This is a genomic window from Flavobacterium anhuiense (assembly GCF_004151235.1).
GTDB classification, from domain to species: Bacteria; Bacteroidota; Bacteroidia; order Flavobacteriales; family Flavobacteriaceae; genus Flavobacterium; species Flavobacterium anhuiense_A.
Genome location: NZ_JUIV01000001.1, coordinates 634,333 through 656,368, shown reverse-complemented (window position 1 = coordinate 656,368; position 22,036 = coordinate 634,333). Strand labels below are relative to the sequence as shown.

Sequence of the window (22,036 nt, the reverse complement as noted above, 5' to 3'; positions counted from 1 at the left end):
AGGAACTTACACCAATACTTGGACAGTAAAAGATGACTGCAGCAATGTTTCTGATACTTTTACTCAAGTAATCACAATTCAGGATACTACAAAACCAACTTTCGCTGGTGAACTTCCTGCAGATATTACAGTTTCTTGTGACGCTGTTCCAGAACCATTTAATATGGAAGCTTCTGATAATTGCAATGGAAACTTACCAATTGTTTTCAGTGAAACTAAAAGTGATATTAAAAACGAATGTGGTACAGAATATACCTTAACTCGCAACTGGTCAACAAGTGACTGTGGAGGAAATTCAGTTTCTTATACTCAAATTATAACAGTAAGAGATACTACTCCTCCAACAGGTACTGCGCCAGCAGATGTTGCTAATCTACAAAGTGCAGCAGACATTCCAGCAGGAAGTCCAGATGACATAAAAGATGCCACAGACAATTGCGCAGGAACTGTAAATATCACTGTAAGCGACACTAACAATGGAGGAACAGGATGTAACGGACAATCTTACATCTTAACCAGAACTTATACTCTAACAGACTGTGCAGGCAATAAAACTGAATTAGTTCAAACCTTTACAGTTGAAAATAAAGTTTCTGTAAGCGGTATTGCTACAAATGTAAGCTGCCAAGGAGAAAGCGATGGTTCAATTGCAGTTACTAGCACTGCTGGAGCCACTGTAGTTATTACCAACCAAAATAATGAGGTAGTTGGAAATACTAATCTGCCAGCTGGAACTTATACACTTACTGCAACATCTTCAGTAAATACTGAAAATGAAACTTGTACAGCAACTGCAACAGTTGTGATTACAGAACCAAATTATAGAGTTAAAATATCTGGTCAAATCATAAATGTAGATACTAACACTCCTCTTGCAAATGTACCTGTAACATTGATTCCTCAAGGAACCACTACAGGACCAATACAATTACGTATTACAGGTGCAGACGGAATGTACAGTTTTACAGGAATGCCTGCCGGAAGTTATTTAGTGCAAGTACAAGATGCTAATTTAAATAGTGCATATCAATTATATCCTGTTGATTCTAGCTTATTCTTTACTACTCTAGAAGAATGTGCTTTCCAAGTGCATAACTTCGAATATGGAGCTTCTAAACTTCCTGTTCTCGGAGATTATGTTTGGTACGATACTAATAGCAACGGAATTCAAGATGAATGGTATGATGCAAACAATGATGGTGCAGTTACCAAAAATATTCCAGATTCAAATGGAGCTATTGACTACAGCCAATGGGAATGGATAGATCTTAACGGAGACGGAAGCTATGCTGGTCCTCAAAATGTTGGGGAATTAAATGCCGGTGGTTTCGGAAACGCTCTTAGTGCCAATGTGATCATCGATGGTCCAAATGGATATCATGATGAAGTTATTGTGGGAATAGAAGGTTTCTGGAGAAACCGCCCAGAAATAGCAAATCCTTATGGACAATATACCGTAAAATTGGTAAGAGATGCTAATTTCGATACTGCAGCTACAAACTTAGGATTTACTGGTTTAGTAAAAGTCATTCCTTCAATGTCTGCTAAAAACATAGCTGGCAAAACAAGTAAAGCACAATTGCATACCGTATGTAAAACCACAACAGATAGCGGTTATGTCGTAACAGTTACACCAGAAGATTTAGTTCATTTAGATCTTGATTTCGGCGTAAGCTGTAAAGAATACAAAGACATTGTGGCTAATGATGACAGTGCCGGTCCAATTGCAGGTGTAAATCACACTACAACCAATGTGCTAAATGTATTGCCAAATGATACTTTAGAAGGAAATCCTATAACTGCATCTGATGTAATCATAACAACTGTAACGCCAAACGAGTTTTTACAATTAAATCCTGATGGTTCAGTTGACGTATTACCAAATGCTCCAGTAGGAACATTGACAATGGTATATCAAATCTGCGAAGCTGATCAAACAGACAATTGTGACACTGCAATTGTTAGCATCACAATAGAAGCTCCAGTAATGACTGTTACTGCAACATCAATATGCGTAAACGATGTTCCTTATCTTGACTATGTGGTAACACCAGGAAACTTTACTCCTGTAAATGGCGTGACCATAGCATGGGCAGATAGCAATAACAATGTTGTTACAACAATGACTGATCTGCCATTAAGCGGACGTGTGCTATGGCCTGGAGCTGTAGTAGATGATCAAGGAAAAGGAATTGACTGGCCAGGCTGGATTTTTGAAAATAACAGATGGATTGAAGCAGCTGATGGATTCGAAAAATTGCGTCCAACTGCCAATGTGACTTTATCTCTAAATCCTAGTCAGACTATCACAGTTAGCTATCCTCCTGCTGATCCTTTCTGTACTGCTAGACCAACATTTGCTATTGTGGCAAATGATGATAATCCTGCACCAATAATTGGAAATGCAGCACAAACCAATGTGATTAACGCTTTAACAAATGATACGTTAAATGGCACTGCTGTAAATATAAATGATGTAACATTAACAACAACTGTACCCGATCCAACTGGTTCAATAATATTAAATCCTGATGGATCTGTAGATGTTGCAGAAAACACCCCTGGAGGTACTTATACACTAACATATCAAATATGCGAAAAAGCCGATTTTGGAAATTGCGATACCGCTATAGTGACTGTTATTGTAATCTCTCCAATTATTGCAAATGATGATACTTACAGTAATATTGGATGCAACAGTTTTGGGCTTGTGGGTAATGTATTGAGTAACGATTTGAAAGGAAGAATCCCTGCAACTATAGAATTAGTAGACTTTACACTTCTTGCAGAAGGGAACAACACTAAAACAGATCCAAACATTGTTATTGACGGTTCTGGAAACGTAAATGTATCAAGCTTAACACCTGCTGGTACTTATACTTACAACTATACAATCTGTGACAAATTAAGTTCTCAAAATTGTGATTCTGCAATTGTTACAATCATAGTACTGCCTCAAGGTGTTGTTGAAACCAGAAGTACAGCTTGTACAGATGATTCAACACTAATAAACTTGAGTAACTTACTTCCTGAGGGAAGTCCTTTAACAGGAGTTTGGCAGGATCGAAACAATACCAATGCACTTCAAGGAAGCATTCTTAATCCGTTTGGTTTAGCATTAGGCAATTATGTTTTTGAATATATAATAGCTGACGAAAGATGCCCTAGAAGTATTGTTTTAAATATGGAAATCAATGATGATTGTAGAGTTTTAGCTTGTGGTAAAGTGTTAGTACATAATGCTTTTTCTCCAAATGGCGACAATATCAACGATCTCTTTAAAATTGACAATATCGATGACACCACTTGTTATCCTGGTAATACTGTGGAAATATACAATCGCTGGGGAATTTTAGTGTTTGAAACTACAAACTATAATAATACAACAAATGCTTTTGACGGAACTTCAAGAGGAAGAACAACTGTTAAGCAATCTGATGGACTACCAACTGGAACTTATTTTTACATTATTAACTATAAATCTCTGGATGGAAACAACAATGTTCAAGAACATAAATTAGACGGATATTTATATCTATCCAAATAGTAATTAAAACACTCTGTAAAACCTAATTTACAGAGTGTTTAAAAAAATCCGAATAATTTGATTAATTTTGAATAGAACATATTGAAATTCAATGATTTAAACAGTCAATAGTAATTATTAAATAAAATCTACTATGAGAACAAAATTATTTTTCTTCGTCATTCTGTTAGTTACATGTTCAGGGTATTCACAGCAAGATGCACAGTATACGCAGTATATGTATAACACAATAAATATAAATCCTGCCTATGCGGGTTCTCGTGGAGCACTTAGTATTTTTGGTCTTTACCGCACCCAATGGGTAGGTCTAGACGGAGCACCAGAAACAAGCAGTTTTTCAGTTAACTCTCCTATAAATAATAGCAGACTGGGTGTAGGAGCTTCATTAGTAAATGACAAAATTGGTCCTACCAATGAGAATAATATTTCAGTCGATGTTTCTTACACAATCCAGACATCTGCCGATTTTAAACTTTCATTTGGTATTAAAGGAACTGCCAATATCTTCAACTTGGATGTAAATAAATTGAATCCTGCAGATCAGGGAGATCCTCAATTTCAAGATTTAAAGAATAAATTTAGTCCCAACGTTGGTGCCGGAGTTTACTGGCATTCAGACAAAGCTTATATTGGTTTATCCGTTCCAAACTTTATCGAAACAAATCGTTATGATGATAATGATGTCGCAATTTATAAAGATAAAATCAATTATTATTTAATGGGAGGTTATGTATTCAATCTTGACAAATATGAATATGTAAAATTTAAACCGGCTGTTTTAGCCAAAATGGTTCAGGGCGCACCGCTTCAAGTAGATCTTTCAGCCAACTTTATGTTCTATGATAAATTTATGCTTGGTGCAGCCTATAGATGGAGTGCTTCTTTAAGTGCTATGGTCGGATTTCAAATCACAGACGGACTTTATTTAGGTTATGGGTATGACCGAGAAACCACACACTTAAACAATTATAATTCAGGATCACACGAAATTTTCCTTCGCTATGAATTCTTCTCAAACAAAGGCAAAATGACAACTCCTCGTTTCTTCTAAAAATTAGGTATCATGAAAAACTATACACTACTTTTAATTACAATTATAGGTGCTTTTTCATTTAGCAGTTATGCACAGCAGTCAAAAATAAATAATGCAGATAAAAAATATGACGGTTATGCGTATATCGATGCAATAAAAACCTATGAAAAAGTTGCTGCAAAAGGCTACAAATCTGAAGACATGTTTAAAAAACTGGGAAATGCCTATTACTTCAATTCAGATTTTCAAAATGCAGCGAAATGGTATGGCGAATTATTTGCAATGAACACAAATGTAGAACCAGAATACTATTTTAGATATGCACAATCTTTAAAATCTACTGGTGACATTAACAAAGCCAATAAGCTTCTGGATGAATTTAACGCTATCTCTAAAAATGACAGCAGAGGAAAACTTTACAAAGAAGATGTAAACTACTTGGACCAGATTAAAGCAAATTCTGGGAGGTACCAGATAGAAAACGCGGGTATAAATAGCAGGTACTCGGATTACGGATCGTTTGTTTACAACAACAAAATATATTTTGCGTCGGCGCGTGACACGGGAAATTTTTCTCAGCGCAAGCACAAATGGACAGGCGAATATTTCACCAACATTTACGATGCCGATCTGGATTCTGCCACTGGAAGCGCATCAAAAGTAAATAAATTTAAATCGGCTATCAATACCAAATTCCATGAGGCATCTCCTGTGTTTACCAAAGATGGGAAAACAGTTTATTTTACCAGGAACAACTATACTGATGGAAAAAAAGGAAAAGACGAAAAGAAAGTTACCTTAATCAAACTTTACAAAGCAGAGCTGGGAAAAGATAATAAATGGACCAATATTACCGAGCTTCCTTTCAATAGCAATAACTATAGTACGGCTCACCCAGCTCTTAGTCCAGACGAAAAAACACTGTATTTTGCTTCTGATATGCCAGGATCAATTGGTGAGTCAGATATATATAAAGTCAGCATAAATCCAAATGGTGGATATGGACCACCAGAAAATCTCGGAAATAGCATTAATACGGAAGGGAAAGAAACATATCCTTATCTGACCAGCGAAAACGAGATTTATTTTGCATCTGACGGACATCCAGGTTTAGGAGGTTTAGACGTTTTTGTGGGTAATATTGACAATAACGGAAAAGTAAGCAATATTCAAAATGTCGGAGCAGATGTCAATTCTCCAAAAGATGATTTTGCTTATATCATTGATCCCGAAACAAGAAGAGGATTTTTCTCTTCCAATAAAGATGGCGGACAGGGTTCTGATGATATCTATAAATTCTTAGAAACCAGAAGACTCAGATGTGTTCAGGAATTATATGGTGCCATAACAGATGCTGAAACTGGAGCTGTGCTTCCTGGGGCAAAAGTTACTTTATATGATGATCAGATGAATCTTAAAAACTCTGCCGTTGCAGATGGTTCCGGACTTTATTCCTTTGCTGTAGAATGTGGAAAAACATATTATGTCAGAGCCGAAAAACCTGAATATACAACCAGAGAGTTAAGCGTTACGATTGAAAAAACAAGCGGTAAAACAAACTTGCCAATTGCACTGGAAAAAGCAACCTGCAAAGTTACGGTGGGCGATGATTTAGGAAAATGTTTCGGAATTAAAATGATTTATTTCGATTTGGATAAATCTAACATTAGAACCGAAGCTGCATTGGATCTAGAAAAAATACTAGCTGTTCTTAACGATTATCCTAATATGAAACTAGACATTCGTTCGCACACAGACAGTAGAGCTTCTCATCAATACAACGAAGCTTTATCTGATCGAAGAGCAAAATCAACCATACAATGGCTGGTTAAAAACGGAATTGCTCCAAACCGATTAACAGGAAGAGGATACGGAGAAACAGAACTTGTAAATAAATGTGCTGATGGTGTTCCATGTACCGAAGAAGAGCATCAGGCCAATAGACGAAGCGAATTTATCATCACTGCTTTATAATCTTAACAATAGTCAAGTCAAACAAAAAAAGCTGCTCAAAAGCAGCTTTTTTTTATTTAAAAAGTCGTTGTAATTCTATGAATCACAACGACTTCTAAAAAACCAACCTGTTCAATAAATCTTTAAAGCTTAACAAAAATGTTAGTATAATATTTTTTTCCTGTAGCTGGATCTGTCGTCACAGACAATCCAAAATGAGTAAAATCTCCTTCTATATTTTCTTTGTGACCTGGACTATCTAACCAAGCTTTTAAAGCCGCTTCGGGAGTTTTATAATTGTAGGCAACATTCTCCCCTACTTTCTTTGCACCCAAAACACTAGTCATATTACTAGATCTTGCTACAAAATCGTTATGATCCACAACATTATTCGCAATCATATATTTATTATGCTCTTCGCATTTAAATGATATATGATTAACTCTTTCCAAGGCTTTTAAACCAATACTCACACGGTATTCGTTTATCAGTCTCATTGTTTCTATTTCAGTATCGTTGTATGTGTAATTTGTAACAAGCGTTTCTGTTGGAGTAGCAGTATCCAAACTTGCTTCGGCAGAATCAGCAGAACATGCGTTCATTGCGACTAAAATCGCAATGAACAACATGGTGCGCGTAATCTTTTTCATAATCATCAGCATTTTAGCGGTTTAAAGTAAATGTTGGGGCAAATCCTTTAAATTTATCTTTGAATAAATATCGTTTGCTTTATTGTATTCCAAACGTATTCAATTTACCGTTAAAGTGCAAAAATAATCGATGAAATGCATTTATTTTATATTTTTACCTATAAAATTCCTACATAAAAATACTTTTACGAAGATAGTCTTTCAATCTTCCAAGAAAAATCTGACTGGCTAGTATAACGAATTCGATCATGAAGTCTATTTGGTCTTCCTTGCCAGAATTCAACTTGAAGCGGAGTCACAATATAACCGCCCCAGTTTTCTGGTCTCGGAATTGGTTTTCCCTCAAATTCAGTTTCCAGTTTTTTTAAGTTTTCTTCCAAAAATGTTCTTGACGGAATCACTTCACTCTGATGAGAAACAATCGCTCCAAGCTTACTGCCATCAGGACGCGAATCAAAATAATTGTCCGAAATAATCTCAGAAGTTTTCTGTGCAATTCCTTTAATGATAACTTGGCGTTCCATTTCCTGCCAGAAAAAAGACAGACAGATATTTGGATTTGCTTCTATCGCTTTTCCTTTCTCTGAATTATAATTGGTATAAAATATAAAACCTTCCTCAGAAAATTTCTTCAATAAAACCACACGAGACTTCGGAAAACCATCTAATCCAATTGTCGAAACCGTCATGGCATTCACCTCTCCGCTTCCACCAAAATCTTCTACTTCATGAAACCATCGGTTAAAAAGATTAATCGGATCCTCAGGAATATTAGTTTCTAATAATTCGCTTTTCTCGTAAGATTTTCTATAATTACTTAAATCGTTCATGATTTATTATTTTAGATTATTGACTTTAGATTTTAGATTTTTTGCTTCAGGTTTCAAGTTTCAGGTTTCAAGTTTCAGGTTTCAGGTTTCAAGTTTGTCAGGCTGAGCGGAGTCGAAGCCCACATTTACAAAGCACGTTCTGCCCAAAAAAGCACTTCGACTTCGCTCAGTGTGACAACAATTTTCAAAACTTAGAACCTTAGCATCTTAGTATCTTAGCAACTTTAAAGATCAAAACTCACCCCATCATCTGCCAAAAGCACGTTCGGAAAAACTTCTTCTGCTTCTTTCTTAAAAGGTTCTATTCCATCGTATCGCGTTGAATAATGCCCTAAAATAAGTTGTTTTACGTTTGCCTTCAAAGCGATATTTGCCGCTTCTTTTGCTGTGGAATGCAGTGTTTTTTCTGCCAATCTAGCTTCAGATTCCAAAAATGTCGATTCGTGATATAAAATATCTGTATTCTGTATAATTGGAATTATCTCTTCGTTATAAACCGTATCAGAACAAAAGGCATAACTTTTTGCTGGCGGTGGGTCAAAAGTAAGTTTTTCGTTTTCAATTACAGTTCCATCGTCAAGCGTAATATCTCCGCCGTTTTTGATTTTCTGATAATAAGCAACATGAATATTATAGCGCTGAACAGCTTCTACATTTAATTTTCTTTCGTCTGGTTTTTCTTGAAAAAGATAACCATTCGTATAAACGCGATGTTTCAACGGAATTGTTTTCACAATGACCTTTTTGTCTTCAAAAATAACTTCACTTTCTTTCGATTCTAATTCGTGAAAGAACAAAGAATAAGTTGTCCATGATTCTGTCAATTTTAACTGAAGCAGAATCAATTCTTTAATTCCTTTTGGACCATAGATATGCAAATCTGTGGTTCTGCCTAAAAGTGAAAAAGTCGAAATTGTTCCTATTAATCCATATAGATGATCCCCATGAAGATGCGAGATAAAAATGTGATTGATTTTTGAGAATTTAATCTTATTCTTTCGAAGCTGAACTTGAGTACCTTCTCCGCAATCAATCAAAAACAATCTGTTTTTAATGTCTAAAACCTGCGAAGTCGGATTTGTAAGCGTTCTAGGAGTTGCGGCATAACAGCCAAGTATAGTTAACTTCATTTTAGATTGTTGATTTTAGATTTTAGATTGTTTTTTAGACTTCAACATTCAAAATCTAAAATCTGAACTCTAAAATCTACAATTAAAACCCTAGGTCTCTTTCGATTTCTTCCATTTCGATAATATCGTGAGCTTCTAAAAGAGAAGGAACTACAACCAATTTATCTGAAATAGCATTAAAATCAAGGTCAGTTGCTACAATTACAAACGATTTTTTTGCTTTTTTCTGAACTTTAGAAAGCGGTAAAAAAGCTTTTAAATCATTTTCTGAAATATTAGAATCAGCTGATAAATCGATTATAATATTTTGTTTTTCAAAGGTTTTAAATTGTTGCGTTACTTTTTCCAAGAAAGCATTTACATCTCCTTGCGTATCTTTAATCGTAACAGTATGTCCTTTTTGATCTACTTTCATTTTATAATGTATGGGGCTTATATTTATTATGCTAATTTAATAAGTTTTTTTGTTGTTTCAAGTTTCATGTTCGAAGTTTCAAGTTTGTCAGGCTGAGCGGAGTCGAAGCCCACGTTTGCAAAGCAAGTCTGTTTATAAAAGCACTTCGACTCCGCTCAGTGTGACACTCATTTCAAAACTGAAAACTGCTACAACGACTGAATACTCAAAACTGAACACTGAATACTTATAAACTACTGAATCTTAGAAGCCAGCAAATAAATAACCGCCATTCTAATCGCTACACCATTCTCCACCTGATTCAAGATTACCGAATGATCAGAATCTGCCACTTCAGAAGTAATCTCTACTCCTCTGTTGATTGGTCCCGGGTGCATGATTACGATTTCTTTGCTAAGAGAATCCAAAAGCGGTTTGTCTACTCCGTATTGTTGTGCGTACTCGCGTGTTGATGGGAAGAAATTCACATCCATACGTTCGTTTTGTACACGAAGCATATTCGCTACATCGCACCATTCTAAAGCTTTTCGCAAATTCGGTTCAACCGTAACTCCAAGCGATTCAATATATCTTGGAATCAACGTTTTTGGTCCGCAAACTTTTACTTCTGCACCTTGCATCTGCAAAGCATATATGTTTGAAAGCGCTACACGCGAGTGCAGAATATCGCCTACAATAACTACTTTTTTTCCAGCAACATCTCCCAGTTTTTCTCTGATAGAATAACTGTCCAATAAAGCCTGAGTTGGGTGCTCGTGTGCTCCGTCTCCAGCGTTTACGATGCTTGCTTTGACATTTTTAGATAAAAAATAAGCCGCTCCGGGATTAGAGTGGCGCATTACAACCATATCCACTTTCATCGAAAGGATATTGTTTACAGTATCAATCAAGGTTTCTCCTTTTTTAACCGATGACTGAGCTGCAGAAAAACTGATGACATCAGCAGATAAACGTTTCTGCGCTAATTCGAAAGAGAGTTTGGTTCTGGTACTGTTTTCGAAGAAAATATTGGCAATGGTAATATCTCGTAATGAAGGAACTTTTTTAATTGGTCTATTAATGACTTCTTTAAAATGATCTGCCGTTTCAAAAATCAGGTTAATATCATTCTCGTTGATATATTTGATTCCTAATAAATGATCTACGCTTAATTCTTTCATTGTGTGTGTTTATATGTTTAATCGTTGAATTGTTTAATCGTTTTTTTAATGTTTAACCGTTTATTTGTTTAATTGTTTAATCGTCTGCTTTGCGATTTAACGGTTCAACTAATTTTAAAATTTGTTAAATTATTTAATCGAAATAAATCGATTAAACAATTAACCGATTACACGATTAACCAAATTTAATTCGTCACTAGGTGAACAACATCTTCACCATCATTTTCTTTCCAGCTTACAATTACTTTTTCGCCATTAATAGCATCTACCTGACGTCCTCTATAATCGGGTTGAATTGGCAAATGACGGCTGAAACGTCTGTCAATTAAAACCAATAATTCAATTTCTGAAGGTCTTCCGAAAGATTGAATGGCAGTTAACGCAGAACGAATGCTTCTTCCGGTAAACAAAACGTCATCAATAAAAATGACTTTTTTGTCTTCGACTATAAAATTGATTTGGGTTTTATTGGCTTCAAGCGGTTTATCAGTACGACGGAAATCATCTCTAAAAAAAGTGATGTCCAAGTATCCTAAAGAAATTTCAGGAACCTTGTATTCGTTTTCTAATATTTGTTTTAAACGTTCAGCTAAAAAAACGCCTCTTGGCTGAATTCCCACTAAAATAGTTTCAGAGAAATCAAGATGTTTTTCGATTAACTGACAAGCCAAACGATGGAGTATGATAGTAACTTCTTTCGAATTAAGTAATACTTTTTGACTCATAAGTGATTGTAATGTTTGGTTGCGCAAATATACGGAATCTGATTTTATTTGTTGGGGTGTTGGTTAAGGAAATATTTTTGCCACAATTAAACATAATAAGTAATATTTTATTAAATAATTTTCTCATAAATTTAAAGAAAAAAAATCCTTCAAAAAACTTAAACATGTCCGATAAATTACGAAGAGTTGTATTTTATTCTATAAACGATCTAAGTGCAGGAATTAACCTGAAAACTGCTGAAGAAATAATCAAAAATTTTGATGAAAATAAAACTTTAAATATAAATGATATTTTAGAACTATATAATATTCAATTGTATTTTGATAATGATTTACGCCTAAATAGTTGGACAGATGAAATATTCTTTAATTATAAAGATCTAACTAAAAAATTTGATCAAATAATTAAAAACTTTTTCTTACAAATTGACAATTCAAATATAGATAATTTTATATATGATATAGATTTCAATTACACTAAACACTTCTTAAATCTGTTCAATAAATACAATACATTTAAAAAAACAGATTATAATAAAATAGCAAAACTAATAGAAAAACGAAGTTTTATTTTTAATGAAATATTAACAAATAAAGAAACTGTAAATTATTATTCAGCAAACATTGCTAATCATTTTGAAAAAAATCCTATAACAGCTGAGATTATTTTATCATTTAATGAAGAAAAATCATTAGAGAAAAAAGAAACTATATTTTTTCCTAAAGCACTTAATAATGACAAAATAGAACTTATAATAAACAATTATATTGCCACTGAGAAACCAAATTTAAATTATTTAAATTTAATCATTAACTCTAAAAATCTAAAACTAAGTGATAAAACTAAATTTAAAGCCGCAAAAAAAGAAAAAGAAATAACAACAGAGTACTTTTCAAAAAATAGTGGGATTTCTTATGGTGTAGAAGTAAGCATTTCAAAAGATCAGATGGAGCCTAAAAAAGAAGAATATGATATTGCTAAAAATAGAATAGTACATTCATATAGTTCGACATATTTAGATTCTTCAAAAGAATTCACTTCAATTTTTAAAAATTTTATTCTTCTCTTTGAATTCATTAATTTTCAAGGTTGCATAAACTTAGTAAAACGAAATTCAGAAATAGACACTTTGGAAAAAGTTTTTATGCGTTCTAATGGAGAGTATCTGAAATACACTAAATTCAACCAAAAAGAATTCTTGTCAAATGCACAATTGATGCTTTATAAATATTATTTAAAGAAAAAAAACATTGACCTTGAAAACGTACTTAAATTTATAGTTTCTGACACTTTTACAAAAGTTTATGAAATTAATAATCTAAAAATAAATTTTCCATCAAAAGAAACAGGATACTTCGAAAAAGTCCGAATTCTTGCCCCTGAATTAGAGTTTTTACTAAAACAATACAAAGCATTTATAGAAGATGGTGAAATAGATTTTGAATTATTACAATTCAATTCTTCTCCACTTTATTTCAGTACAGTTAAAAGCGGACTCTCTGTCAAATATGTATATGGCTTTAAAGATGATTTTTTAAGAATTAATAATTGTTTATTTTCTAGTCAATTATCTTTAGCATATATAGAACCATTTAAAAGTAAATACAACAATTTACACGATCTGCTTTTACACGAAAACGTTACATATAATTCTTTTGAAAATTTCCAAAAAAATCATATTGATTTTCTAATAGAAAAAAAAGTAATATTTATAAACAAGAAAAATAATCTAGAATTAGATTCAATCATGTCTCTTATTTTTAGTTGTCTTCATTATCAAGAAGTCATAAGTTTTTGGCATTTTCCATATTTAATCAGAGAAAAATTAATTGAGTTAAAAGAAAAAAACATTCTCGAATTTGATAATTCACTATTTACAAGAGAAGAAATGAGCTATTTCAATTACAATTTAAATAAAAAGGAACACACGAATGGTTTAGATCTGAGAAATAAATATGCTCATGGATCAAATTCTCATTCCGAAGAAGTACAGGAATCAGATTATAACATAATTTTAAAAATTTTAATTTTGATTCTCTTAAAAATTGAAGATGACAGGATGTTATTGAAAAAACAGACCAACTGAGAAAAGTTAATTTTCGAATCCAAATCCTAAAACATTTCCAAAAAATTCTATAACACATTTTCCTGATTCCTGAAGTAATTTTAAGTATCAATTTAAAACATCAGAATCATGCAAAATAAAATACTAAGATTGTTAATGGTATTTGTAATACTGTTTTCATTTTCAAGCTGTGAAGTTATAGGAGACATTTTTAAAGCCGGAATGGGATTCGGAATCTTTATCGTAATTTTTATTATTGCGATTATTATCTGGATTTTCGCTAAAATGTTCGGAAGCAAATAGTAGTAAAATAAACAAATAAAAAATCCCAAATTCCAATTTTTATAGCGGGATTGTTTTTTTTGCCACAAATTACACAAATTAGCACAAATTTAATTCGTGGAAATTCGTGTAATTAGTGGCTATATTTTTAAATACAAAAAATCCCAAACTCCAAGTTTTATTTGGAATTTGGGATTTTTAATATTGTGCTTTAAAAGATTATAGATTATACATCTTCTTTCTTTGTTCTTGAATTTTTTCATCATCAAGATATTCGTCAAATGTCATGTAACGGTCGATAACTCCGTTTGGTGTCAATTCTACGATTCTGTTACCAACTGTTTGCGCGAACTCGTGATCATGCGTTGTGAAGATTACAGAACCTTTAAAGTTTTTCAATGAGTTGTTGAAAGCGGTAATAGACTCCAAATCTAAGTGATTTGTTGGCTCGTCTAACATTAAAACGTTTGCACGCTCCATCATCATTCTTGACAACATACAACGCACTTTTTCTCCTCCAGATAAAACTCTAGATGTTTTAAGAGCTTCTTCTCCAGAGAAAATCATTTTCCCTAAGAAACCTCTAATGAATACCTCATCACGCTCTTCTTCCGTTTTTGCATACTGACGTAACCAGTCAACTAAAGTCAAATCGTTTTCAAAATATTTGTGGTTTTCAGCTGGCAAATACGCTTGGTTGGTTGTAATTCCCCAATCAAAAGTTCCTGCGTCTGCTTTTTGTTCTCCGTTTAAGATTTCGTAGAAAGCAGTTGTAGCACGTGAATCTTTAGAGAAAAGAACGATTTTATCGCCTTTTGCCATATTCAAGTTAATATCTTTGAATAAAACTTCTCCATCTACAGAAGCCGCTAAGTTTTCTACATTCAAAATCTGGTCTCCAGCTTCACGATCCTGATCGAAAATAATCGCAGGGTAACGACGGCTAGAAGGTTTGATTTCGGCAATGTTTAATTTCGAAATCATTTTTTTACGAGAAGTCGCTTGTTTCGATTTCGCCACGTTTGCACTAAAACGACGAATAAATTCTTCCAACTCTTGTTTCTTCTCTTCTGCTTTTTTGTTTTGCTGTGCACGCTGTTTTGCCGCTAATTGGCTAGACTCGTACCAGAACGTATAGTTTCCTGAGTAGTGATTGATTTTTCCGAAATCAATATCAGAAATATGCGTACAAACCGCATCCAAAAAGTGACGGTCGTGAGATACAACGATTACAGTGTTTTCGTAATTTGCCAAGAAGTTTTCTAACCAAGCGATTGTCTCGAAATCCAAATCGTTGGTAGGCTCATCCATAATCAGCAAATCAGGATTTCCGAAAAGCGCCTGCGCCAAAAGCACACGTACTTTCATTTTTCCTTCCATATCTGCCATCAAAGTATAATGATCTGCTTCTGTGATTCCTAAGTTAGATAACATTGCAGCAGCGTCAGAATCGGCGTTCCATCCGTTCATTTCTTCAAACTGAACTTGCAATTCCCCTATTCTGTCTGCATTAGCATCATTATAATCTAAATAAAGTTCATCCATTTCTTTTTTAACAGCATACAGAACTTTATTTCCCATTAAAACGGTTTCCAAAACAGTATGTTCGTCGAACATGTTGTGGTTCTGGTTTAAAACCGACATACGTTTTCCCGGCTCTAAATGAATGTGTCCAGAAGTTGGGTCGATATCGCCCGAAATCACTTTTAAGAAAGTAGATTTTCCAGCACCATTTGCTCCGATAACTCCGTAAATATTTCCATGAGTGAAAGTTGTATTTACTTCATCAAATAAAACTCTTTTACCAAACTGAACTGATAAATTATTGACTGTTAACATGAATGTCTTTTTAATTAATTTGGTGCAAAAGTACGGAAAAAGGTTCAGAGTTGCAAAGAGGCAAAGGTTCAAAGTTTTTTATGCTGATGAGGGGTTCTCGCAGAGGCGCAAAAGCGCAGAGAAGGAACTTTACATAGAAAATAAAACCATATAAGTGATATAAGTTCATTTAAAACTAAACTTATAATTTCTGCTATAAGAAAAAAAACTTATAATCTCTTACATGAGCTTATATGGTTAAAAAAACTACATTTTACTTTCTTTCGCCAAAGCCACTTCCAGACTCTCAAAATTAAGAAGCACTTTTGCAATCACTCCTTCTTTGTTTAGAATAAAATGTGTTGGAAATGAATTCAACTGCAAAGCATTATTCATATATTCTTTCATATCTGGAATTACAGAATATGATAATGGTTTTCTGGCTAAGAATGTTTTTAATTGTTCTGCTGAATCTTCGGCTAAACTCATAAAAACGATATCTTTTCTGTCTTTATATTCTTCGGCCAATTTGTTGACTTGAGGAAACTCTCTGATGCATGGCGTGCAGTGAATGTACCAGCATTTTATCACAATGATTTTTCCTTTCATGGATTCGTTGGTTACCAAATTTCCGTTTAAATCCTTAAAAGAAAATTGAGGAAAAGCGGTTCCTTCCATTTTATAGTTTTTATAAGCATCAAAACCAATTTGATTGATTGTCGCTTTTATACTTGTATCTGTTTTTGGCTGAATTTTAAAAAGCTTATAGACGTAAATATTCGGTTCAGTTTTCAATCGAACTGGAATAAAGTTCCCATTTGCCAATTGATCTAAAAAAACTTCTTTTGAGATTTCTTTAGAAGACGAATCAAGTGCAGTGAAATCTCTGGAAAGCATAATTCCTTTATTATAAACCGACCATTGCTCGTAAGTCTTTTGGATTTGAATAGGATCTACTTCTGGATTTCCGAATTTAGTTTGGCTGAAAGAAAGAGTTGAAACTAAAAATGTGATTAAAATAATGAATGATTTTTTCATGAAGTTTTATGCGATAATTGTAAAATCAAAAGTACTTAAAATAGTTTGCAATTAGGATTTTATTGTGAAGAAATGGTTCGCAGATGATACGGATTCGCTATCGCGAAAACGCGGATTAAAACGGATTTTTTTATTTTATTTTTTGGATAGATTAATGAAAAATCCGTTTTAATCCGCGTCTTTACGAAGTAAATCCGCCTAATCCGTGTGCTATATTGAGTTATTATTCCGCTTAGCGAAAATCATATATAAAAAAACCTGGCAACAAAAATTGCCAGGTTCATAATGCGCTACATGAGGCAAAAACCAAATAACAAATTACCTCAATTCACAGCATTTAAGAAATAAAAATTAGGTTAAAAAATAAATAACCAAACTCAATTTTAACCGTCCCAATTTTCTTATTTCTAAATTTTCAATTCTTTTATTTTAATTTAAAAAGTTCATTACTTTCAATGACTTTTTGTGTCCTGATTTATTGGTTACAATCACAACAAAAATCTGTTTACTAGCAAAACTTGGGCTATTAAGCAACACTTCTTTATTGTTTTGAATGTTTCTGTGGCTTGTAACATTCTGCCCTATCGTATTGAATACGTCAACTTGAGCAATTTCTTCTGTTTCATTAGAAACCGATAACGTATTGTTTTTAAAATAAGCCACAGTCGTATTGCTATCAGCCGTTATATCTTCTACAGCCAATGTTTTAGCCGTAGCTTGCGATGCAAAATAAGCTGCATACGCTTTAGACAATTCAGATGAATTACCGCAAGAAGAGGCATCCCAGTTTACAGACCAAGTCATTAAACCTCTTAAAGAAGGATATGGCCCGCCTGGCTGCATAGTATAGGTTCTTCCAGAGAAATTGGTTCCGTTTCTTAAATAGTCCATAGCGTTAATTCCTTCTGTAGGAGTTAGATATCCGCTACCTGCTGCACTCGGACAAGCTGGCAATGCAATAAGAACTTTTGAAGCTGGCAATCCATCAAAATGCATTCCTGTTGAAGCAATGTTATACCCTTTTATGATCATATCAGTCAAGGCAGTAACCATGTTTGCTTTCTTAGCTGTACCATAATATTGACCGTCTAATCCGTTTTCTCCTCCTGTGTTATACAATTGTACCGCTAACAAATCTAATTCGTTACGCAAGTTTTGAATGATTGGCAAGAACGAACCAAAAGTATCTGTGTAAGTAGTATATCCACCTTGTACATATTGTGTTTCTGGAGCTGCAGTTAACAAGAATCCAGGGCCATAGTATGCTTTTAATTCTTTGAAAGCATCCACTACGTTTTTCAATCTTGGATAAGCAGAAATACCCGCATAAGAAATATCTCTTAAACCTCCAGCGCTAAAATTCATAGATCCGCCTTCAAAATCAATATCAACTCCATCAAATTGGTACTCATCAATAATGGCTTTTAAACCATTAACGAAAATATTTTTCTGAGTTACATTTTCCAGAACAACATGTCCATTTTGACCACCAATAGAAACAATAACAGGAACACCGCTATCTCTTAATGTTTTGATATCATTTTTCAACAATTGCTTATCGAAAACACCATTGGTCAAATATCTAGCGTCATTTGTAGTTAGGATTGGCGTATAACCATCACGATTAACAGTTTCTACGAAAGCATAATCGACTACGTTAAATTTGCTTCCCTTTATTTGAGAAAAATATAAAAATGGAGCTGCAGTATTTTCCCAAGAATGCGCATACCCTAAAATAATTTTAGATGGAAGCGGAATAAATCTATTACCACTTATTGTAGCAATTTTAATAGTATTGTTTAATGTAGTTACAGCAGCTTTATTATCCGTTGCTTTGATTACAATTGGATAATCCTGATAAGCAGTTGGCGTAAAATTATACGTATAAGTATTATTTGTACCTGCTGTCATATTAAATGTACCGCCGTTTATAGTAATAGTAACACCAGAAACTGATCCGTCGCTGTCAACCGCTGTAACTGAAATTGGCACAGCTTGGAAAGAACTTTGGTAAACAGTTGTATTTGATGGCGAATTCCAAGTAATTACAGGTAATGTATTTGGACAATTTGCACCTGAACAAGTTAATGTAAAACTATAGGTTTTTGAATCTGTTTGTCCGTTTGATGCAGTAGCGGTAACGGTTAACGTATGAGAAACTCCAAACTGATTTGCTACCGGTGTCCAAACCGAAGTATAAGTTCCAGAAGAATTGGTAGCACTTATCGTTTGTCCGTCTAAACTAAATACAACAGATGAGATTGTAGTCGCATCGGCAGCACTTAATCCAACACTTGCAACAAAATTAATTGATGATCCTAAGTTTATAGCAATTGATGAAGCTGTTGGAGCTGTAATGGCAACTACTGGCTTAGTAACAACCGTAGTTTGTGTATTAAAATTATAAATTGTTGGCGTTGTTGGAACTGCGAAGTTTGCCAGATTATTTGGGTAATAAGCAACTTCTCCATTTTGCCACGAATTTAATTTCAAGCTTAGAATTTGCGTATATCCTGCTACAACTGAATTATCGAAAGTATAATTTCCTGATGCATCTGTTGTCGCTAGAACGCTTTTCCAGTTGTGCGTGTTATCTGTCCATGGTAAAACGATTTCCACTTTAGCATTCGCTACAGGCGTAGAACCATTTTTTACAGTTCCGCTGATTAAGTTTGTAGCTGCTGCCAACGCTGTTTTAGCCGTTGAACTTGTATTGAAATTATAAACTGTTGGAGTCGCAGGAATTGCAAAGTTGGCTAGATTATTTGGGTAATAAGCCACTTCGCCATTTTGCCAAGAGTTTAATTTCAAACTCAAAGCTTGTGTATAACCATCTATAACCGAATTGTCAAAGCTGTATTTTCCTTGTGCATCTGTTGTTGCTAAAACGCTTTTCCAGTTGTGGTTATTGTCTGTCCAAGGTAAAACCAATTCTACTTTCGCTCCAGCAACAGGAATTGTTCCGTTTTTAACTGTTCCACTGATTTTGCTCGTAGTTGTTGCAACATCTTGAGTAAAATTCAATGTTTTATTAGCATTCAAATTAGAATAAACTGTTGATGCTGGCGTAAATGTTTGGTCTGTTAAAGCAGCCGTTACTGTATAATTTCCACCAGAAGCTAAAGTCAATGAATATGCTCCGCTTGAATTAGTCGTTGCAGTAACATTCCCTGCTGTAGATGATGCAGTTACTGTTACACCAGAAACTGGAGTTGTTCCGTTAAGAACTGTTCCGCTTACGGTGTACGTTGCCACCGCTGCTCCTTGAGTGAAATTAAGCGTTTTATTCGCGTCAATTGCATTGTAAACTGTTGAAGCTGGAGTATAAGAAAACCCAGATTTTGCAGCCGTAACGGTAAAGTTTAAACCAGCTGTTAATCCTGCTACGCTATATGCTCCACTTGCGTTTGAAACCGCTGTTAATGTTGTGCTTCCAGAAACTGCAGAAATGGTTACACCAGAAACTCCTGTTGTTCCGTCTAGAACCGTTCCGCTTACTGTGTAAGTTGGTTGAGTTCCGTTGATTGTTACTCCAGTCTGATTAACTGTAACATTCGTTAAACTAACAGGAACAAATGTATAACTTGCTTTTACTGCTGTAAGCGAATAATTTTGTCCTGAAGTTAAATTATTGAAAGCAAAGTTTCCTGTAGTAGAAACTACTGTTTGAATTACTGCATTGCTTGCATTTCGCAATTCAACTGTAACGTTTGTAACTAAAGTTGCTCCATTTTTAACAGAACCAGAAATACTAACTGTTCCCGGAACAACGCTTCCAAAAGAAGTATCAACTTGGTTTAATAATGAATTTGGAATTGAGCCTCTTGTATCTTGAGACAATTCCCAAATCATACCTCCTGCTAAATTTTTAGATTTTATATATTGCACCTTTAAATCCATTGACTGTTTATCTTCATAAGAGATAAATTCTTTGGTAGTAGCATTATATAAGTAAGGCACTTTAGTAGTATTGTCAAAATAACGAACCCATCCAGCAGAAGCTGCAGAAGGTGTTACCATCATAGTATTTGGATCTAAGTAAGGATGTGAATTGGTAACTGGATTTCCTACTAAATCGCAGATTTCGATACTTCCTGATTTTTCACAAGCTCCAGAACCATCCCATGTACCTGTTGGGTTTTGCGGATTTGTACATCCACCAACTATATATCTTGGTGCTGAAACAAACAATCCGTTTGTTGAATTTGCGGCAACGTTATCGAATTTTTTTCCGTAGAAAGGCAATCCCATAATTAATTTATTGGCAGGAAAACCAATTACATTCAAATATTGATTTGTTAATTCGTCTAATGATTCTGATTGCGTTGCGCCATACAACGGGTCATTAGGGTTTCCGCTTGCATATAAAGGTGCGTTGTAACAAGTTTTATCGTACCAGTTACCGCCAAAATCATATCCGAAATAAGTGATATAGTCACAATAAGTCGAAATATCTTCTGTCATTCCGTATTGTGCTCTGTTGTTTGGCCCTAAATACTGTTTAGAAACATTTCTAACATTGTTTCCAGCAGCAATTGTCACCAATTTATTTGGCATTGCCTGACGCATCGCTTTCAATAAAAGCACTAAATTTTTATTATCGTCTGGGCTATATTTTTGTGGAGGAACAGGCGCACCATTTACTATTTCTGTGCCATCAGTTCCACCAGAAAGAGGATATTCCCAATCGATATCGAAACCATCAATAAACGGGTATGTAGTAATGAAGTTTGCCATATCTGCTGCTAAAGCCGCTCTTGCTACAGGACTTGCAGCAATTGGAGAAAGATCTTGACCTTTTGTCCAGCCTCCCACAGAGATTAAAATTTTTAAATGCGGATACTTTTCTTTCAATTTCATTAAATCATAAAAGTTTCCTTTTACTGGTGCATCCCACGGAATTCCACCTTCCATATGCTCAAAATCAGCATAAGTGTCTAAACATTTTAATTTTGTATTCTCAGGATGGGCAGGATCATAAGTAGTCCCATAAAAAGAATAATTTAAATGAGTCAATTTACTTCCATCAATCTTCGGAACATTAAAATCCCGAGCATAGATAGACCATTGCGCATAATACCCTACTACTTTTTTTCCGTGGGCCGGTTGAGCCAACGCAAGTAAGGGAAACAGTAACAAAAAGAGCAATCTGTAATAATGTTTCATAGTTAATAAATATTTAGTTAATAGAAAATAAGTAATTGGACACAGCAGCTTTTAGCTTCTGGGTTTCGCTCAACTGCAGGTTGGAAGGCTGCGGTCGATTGGAAATAAACTCAAATTAAATTCTATAGATAAATATTACTATTACTGATTCATACATAATCATTAGCCAATAGTAGTGATTGATATTTATTTATAATTTTTAAAAAATTAATGTTAAATACAA

Annotated in this window: 14 protein-coding genes; 5 read left to right on the top strand and 9 right to left on the bottom strand. The window is 34.2% G+C overall.

Translation table 11 applies throughout. From position 1 onward, the window contains the following. From NU08_RS02775 to NU08_RS02765, 3 genes are all read left to right on the top strand, one after another. The coding region (locus tag NU08_RS02775; RefSeq protein WP_129745752.1) for a gliding motility-associated C-terminal domain-containing protein at positions 1-3,547 on the top strand (3,547 nt) is incomplete at its 5' end. Between the two features lie 133 nt (positions 3,548-3,680). Further along, a complete protein-coding gene (locus NU08_RS02770) occupies positions 3,681-4,598 on the top strand; it encodes a type IX secretion system membrane protein PorP/SprF (RefSeq protein WP_129745751.1) in 918 nt (305 codons plus the stop codon). A 12-nt stretch (positions 4,599-4,610) separates the two neighbouring features. Further along, positions 4,611-6,554: an OmpA family protein gene (locus NU08_RS02765; RefSeq protein ID WP_129745750.1), complete on the top strand. Its 1,944-nt coding sequence runs from the start codon at positions 4,611-4,613 to the stop codon at positions 6,552-6,554. Positions 6,555-6,676: 122 nt separating this feature from the next. Here NU08_RS02765 and NU08_RS02760 read toward each other — a convergent pair whose 3' ends face one another. From NU08_RS02760 to pyrR, 6 genes are all read right to left on the bottom strand, one after another. Further along, positions 6,677-7,183: a CAP domain-containing protein gene (locus tag NU08_RS02760; RefSeq protein ID WP_165352394.1), complete on the bottom strand. Its 507-nt coding sequence runs from the start codon at positions 7,181-7,183 to the stop codon at positions 6,677-6,679. 185 nt (positions 7,184-7,368) lie between these two features. Then, on the bottom strand, positions 7,369-8,013 hold the full coding sequence (pdxH, locus tag NU08_RS02755; RefSeq protein ID WP_129745749.1) for a pyridoxamine 5'-phosphate oxidase: 645 nt from the start codon (positions 8,011-8,013) through the stop codon (positions 7,369-7,371). A 224-nt stretch (positions 8,014-8,237) separates the two neighbouring features. Then, positions 8,238-9,143, bottom strand: a complete 906-nt coding sequence (locus NU08_RS02750; protein ID WP_129745748.1) for a ribonuclease Z — start codon at positions 9,141-9,143, stop codon at positions 8,238-8,240. Between the two features lie 82 nt (positions 9,144-9,225). After that, entirely contained in the window at positions 9,226-9,558 is a 333-nt protein-coding gene (locus tag NU08_RS02745) for a hypothetical protein (RefSeq protein WP_008468866.1), read from the bottom strand. 233 nt (positions 9,559-9,791) lie between these two features. Next, entirely contained in the window at positions 9,792-10,718 is a 927-nt protein-coding gene (locus NU08_RS02740) for an aspartate carbamoyltransferase catalytic subunit (protein WP_129745747.1), read from the bottom strand. 185 nt (positions 10,719-10,903) lie between these two features. Then, positions 10,904-11,443 carry a bifunctional pyr operon transcriptional regulator/uracil phosphoribosyltransferase PyrR gene (gene pyrR, locus NU08_RS02735; RefSeq protein WP_008468864.1) on the bottom strand — a complete coding sequence of 180 codons (540 nt, stop codon included), beginning with the start codon at positions 11,441-11,443 and terminating at the stop codon, positions 10,904-10,906. A 164-nt stretch (positions 11,444-11,607) separates the two neighbouring features. Here pyrR and NU08_RS02730 point away from each other — a divergent pair, with 164 nt between their 5' ends. Together NU08_RS02730 and NU08_RS22210 are read left to right on the top strand one after the other, a co-directional pair. After that, positions 11,608-13,530, top strand: a complete 1,923-nt coding sequence (locus NU08_RS02730; RefSeq protein WP_129745746.1) for a hypothetical protein — start codon at positions 11,608-11,610, stop codon at positions 13,528-13,530. 108 nt (positions 13,531-13,638) lie between these two features. After that, positions 13,639-13,812 carry a hypothetical protein gene (locus tag NU08_RS22210; protein ID WP_165352393.1) on the top strand — a complete coding sequence of 58 codons (174 nt, stop codon included), beginning with the start codon at positions 13,639-13,641 and terminating at the stop codon, positions 13,810-13,812. Positions 13,813-14,010: 198 nt separating this feature from the next. Here NU08_RS22210 and NU08_RS02725 read toward each other — a convergent pair whose 3' ends face one another. From NU08_RS02725 to chiA, 3 genes are all read right to left on the bottom strand, one after another. After that, positions 14,011-15,630 (bottom strand): ABC-F family ATP-binding cassette domain-containing protein, encoded by a 1,620-nt coding sequence (locus NU08_RS02725; protein WP_129745745.1) that lies wholly within the window; start codon positions 15,628-15,630, stop codon positions 14,011-14,013. A gap of 246 nt (positions 15,631-15,876) precedes the next feature. After that, a complete protein-coding gene (locus NU08_RS02720; protein ID WP_129745744.1) occupies positions 15,877-16,647 on the bottom strand; it encodes a TlpA family protein disulfide reductase in 771 nt (256 codons plus the stop codon). A 429-nt stretch (positions 16,648-17,076) separates the two neighbouring features. After that, positions 17,077-21,813: a T9SS-translocated chitinase ChiA gene (gene chiA, locus NU08_RS02715; RefSeq protein WP_129745743.1), complete on the bottom strand. Its 4,737-nt coding sequence runs from the start codon at positions 21,811-21,813 to the stop codon at positions 17,077-17,079. Positions 21,814-22,036 lie beyond the last annotated feature (223 nt).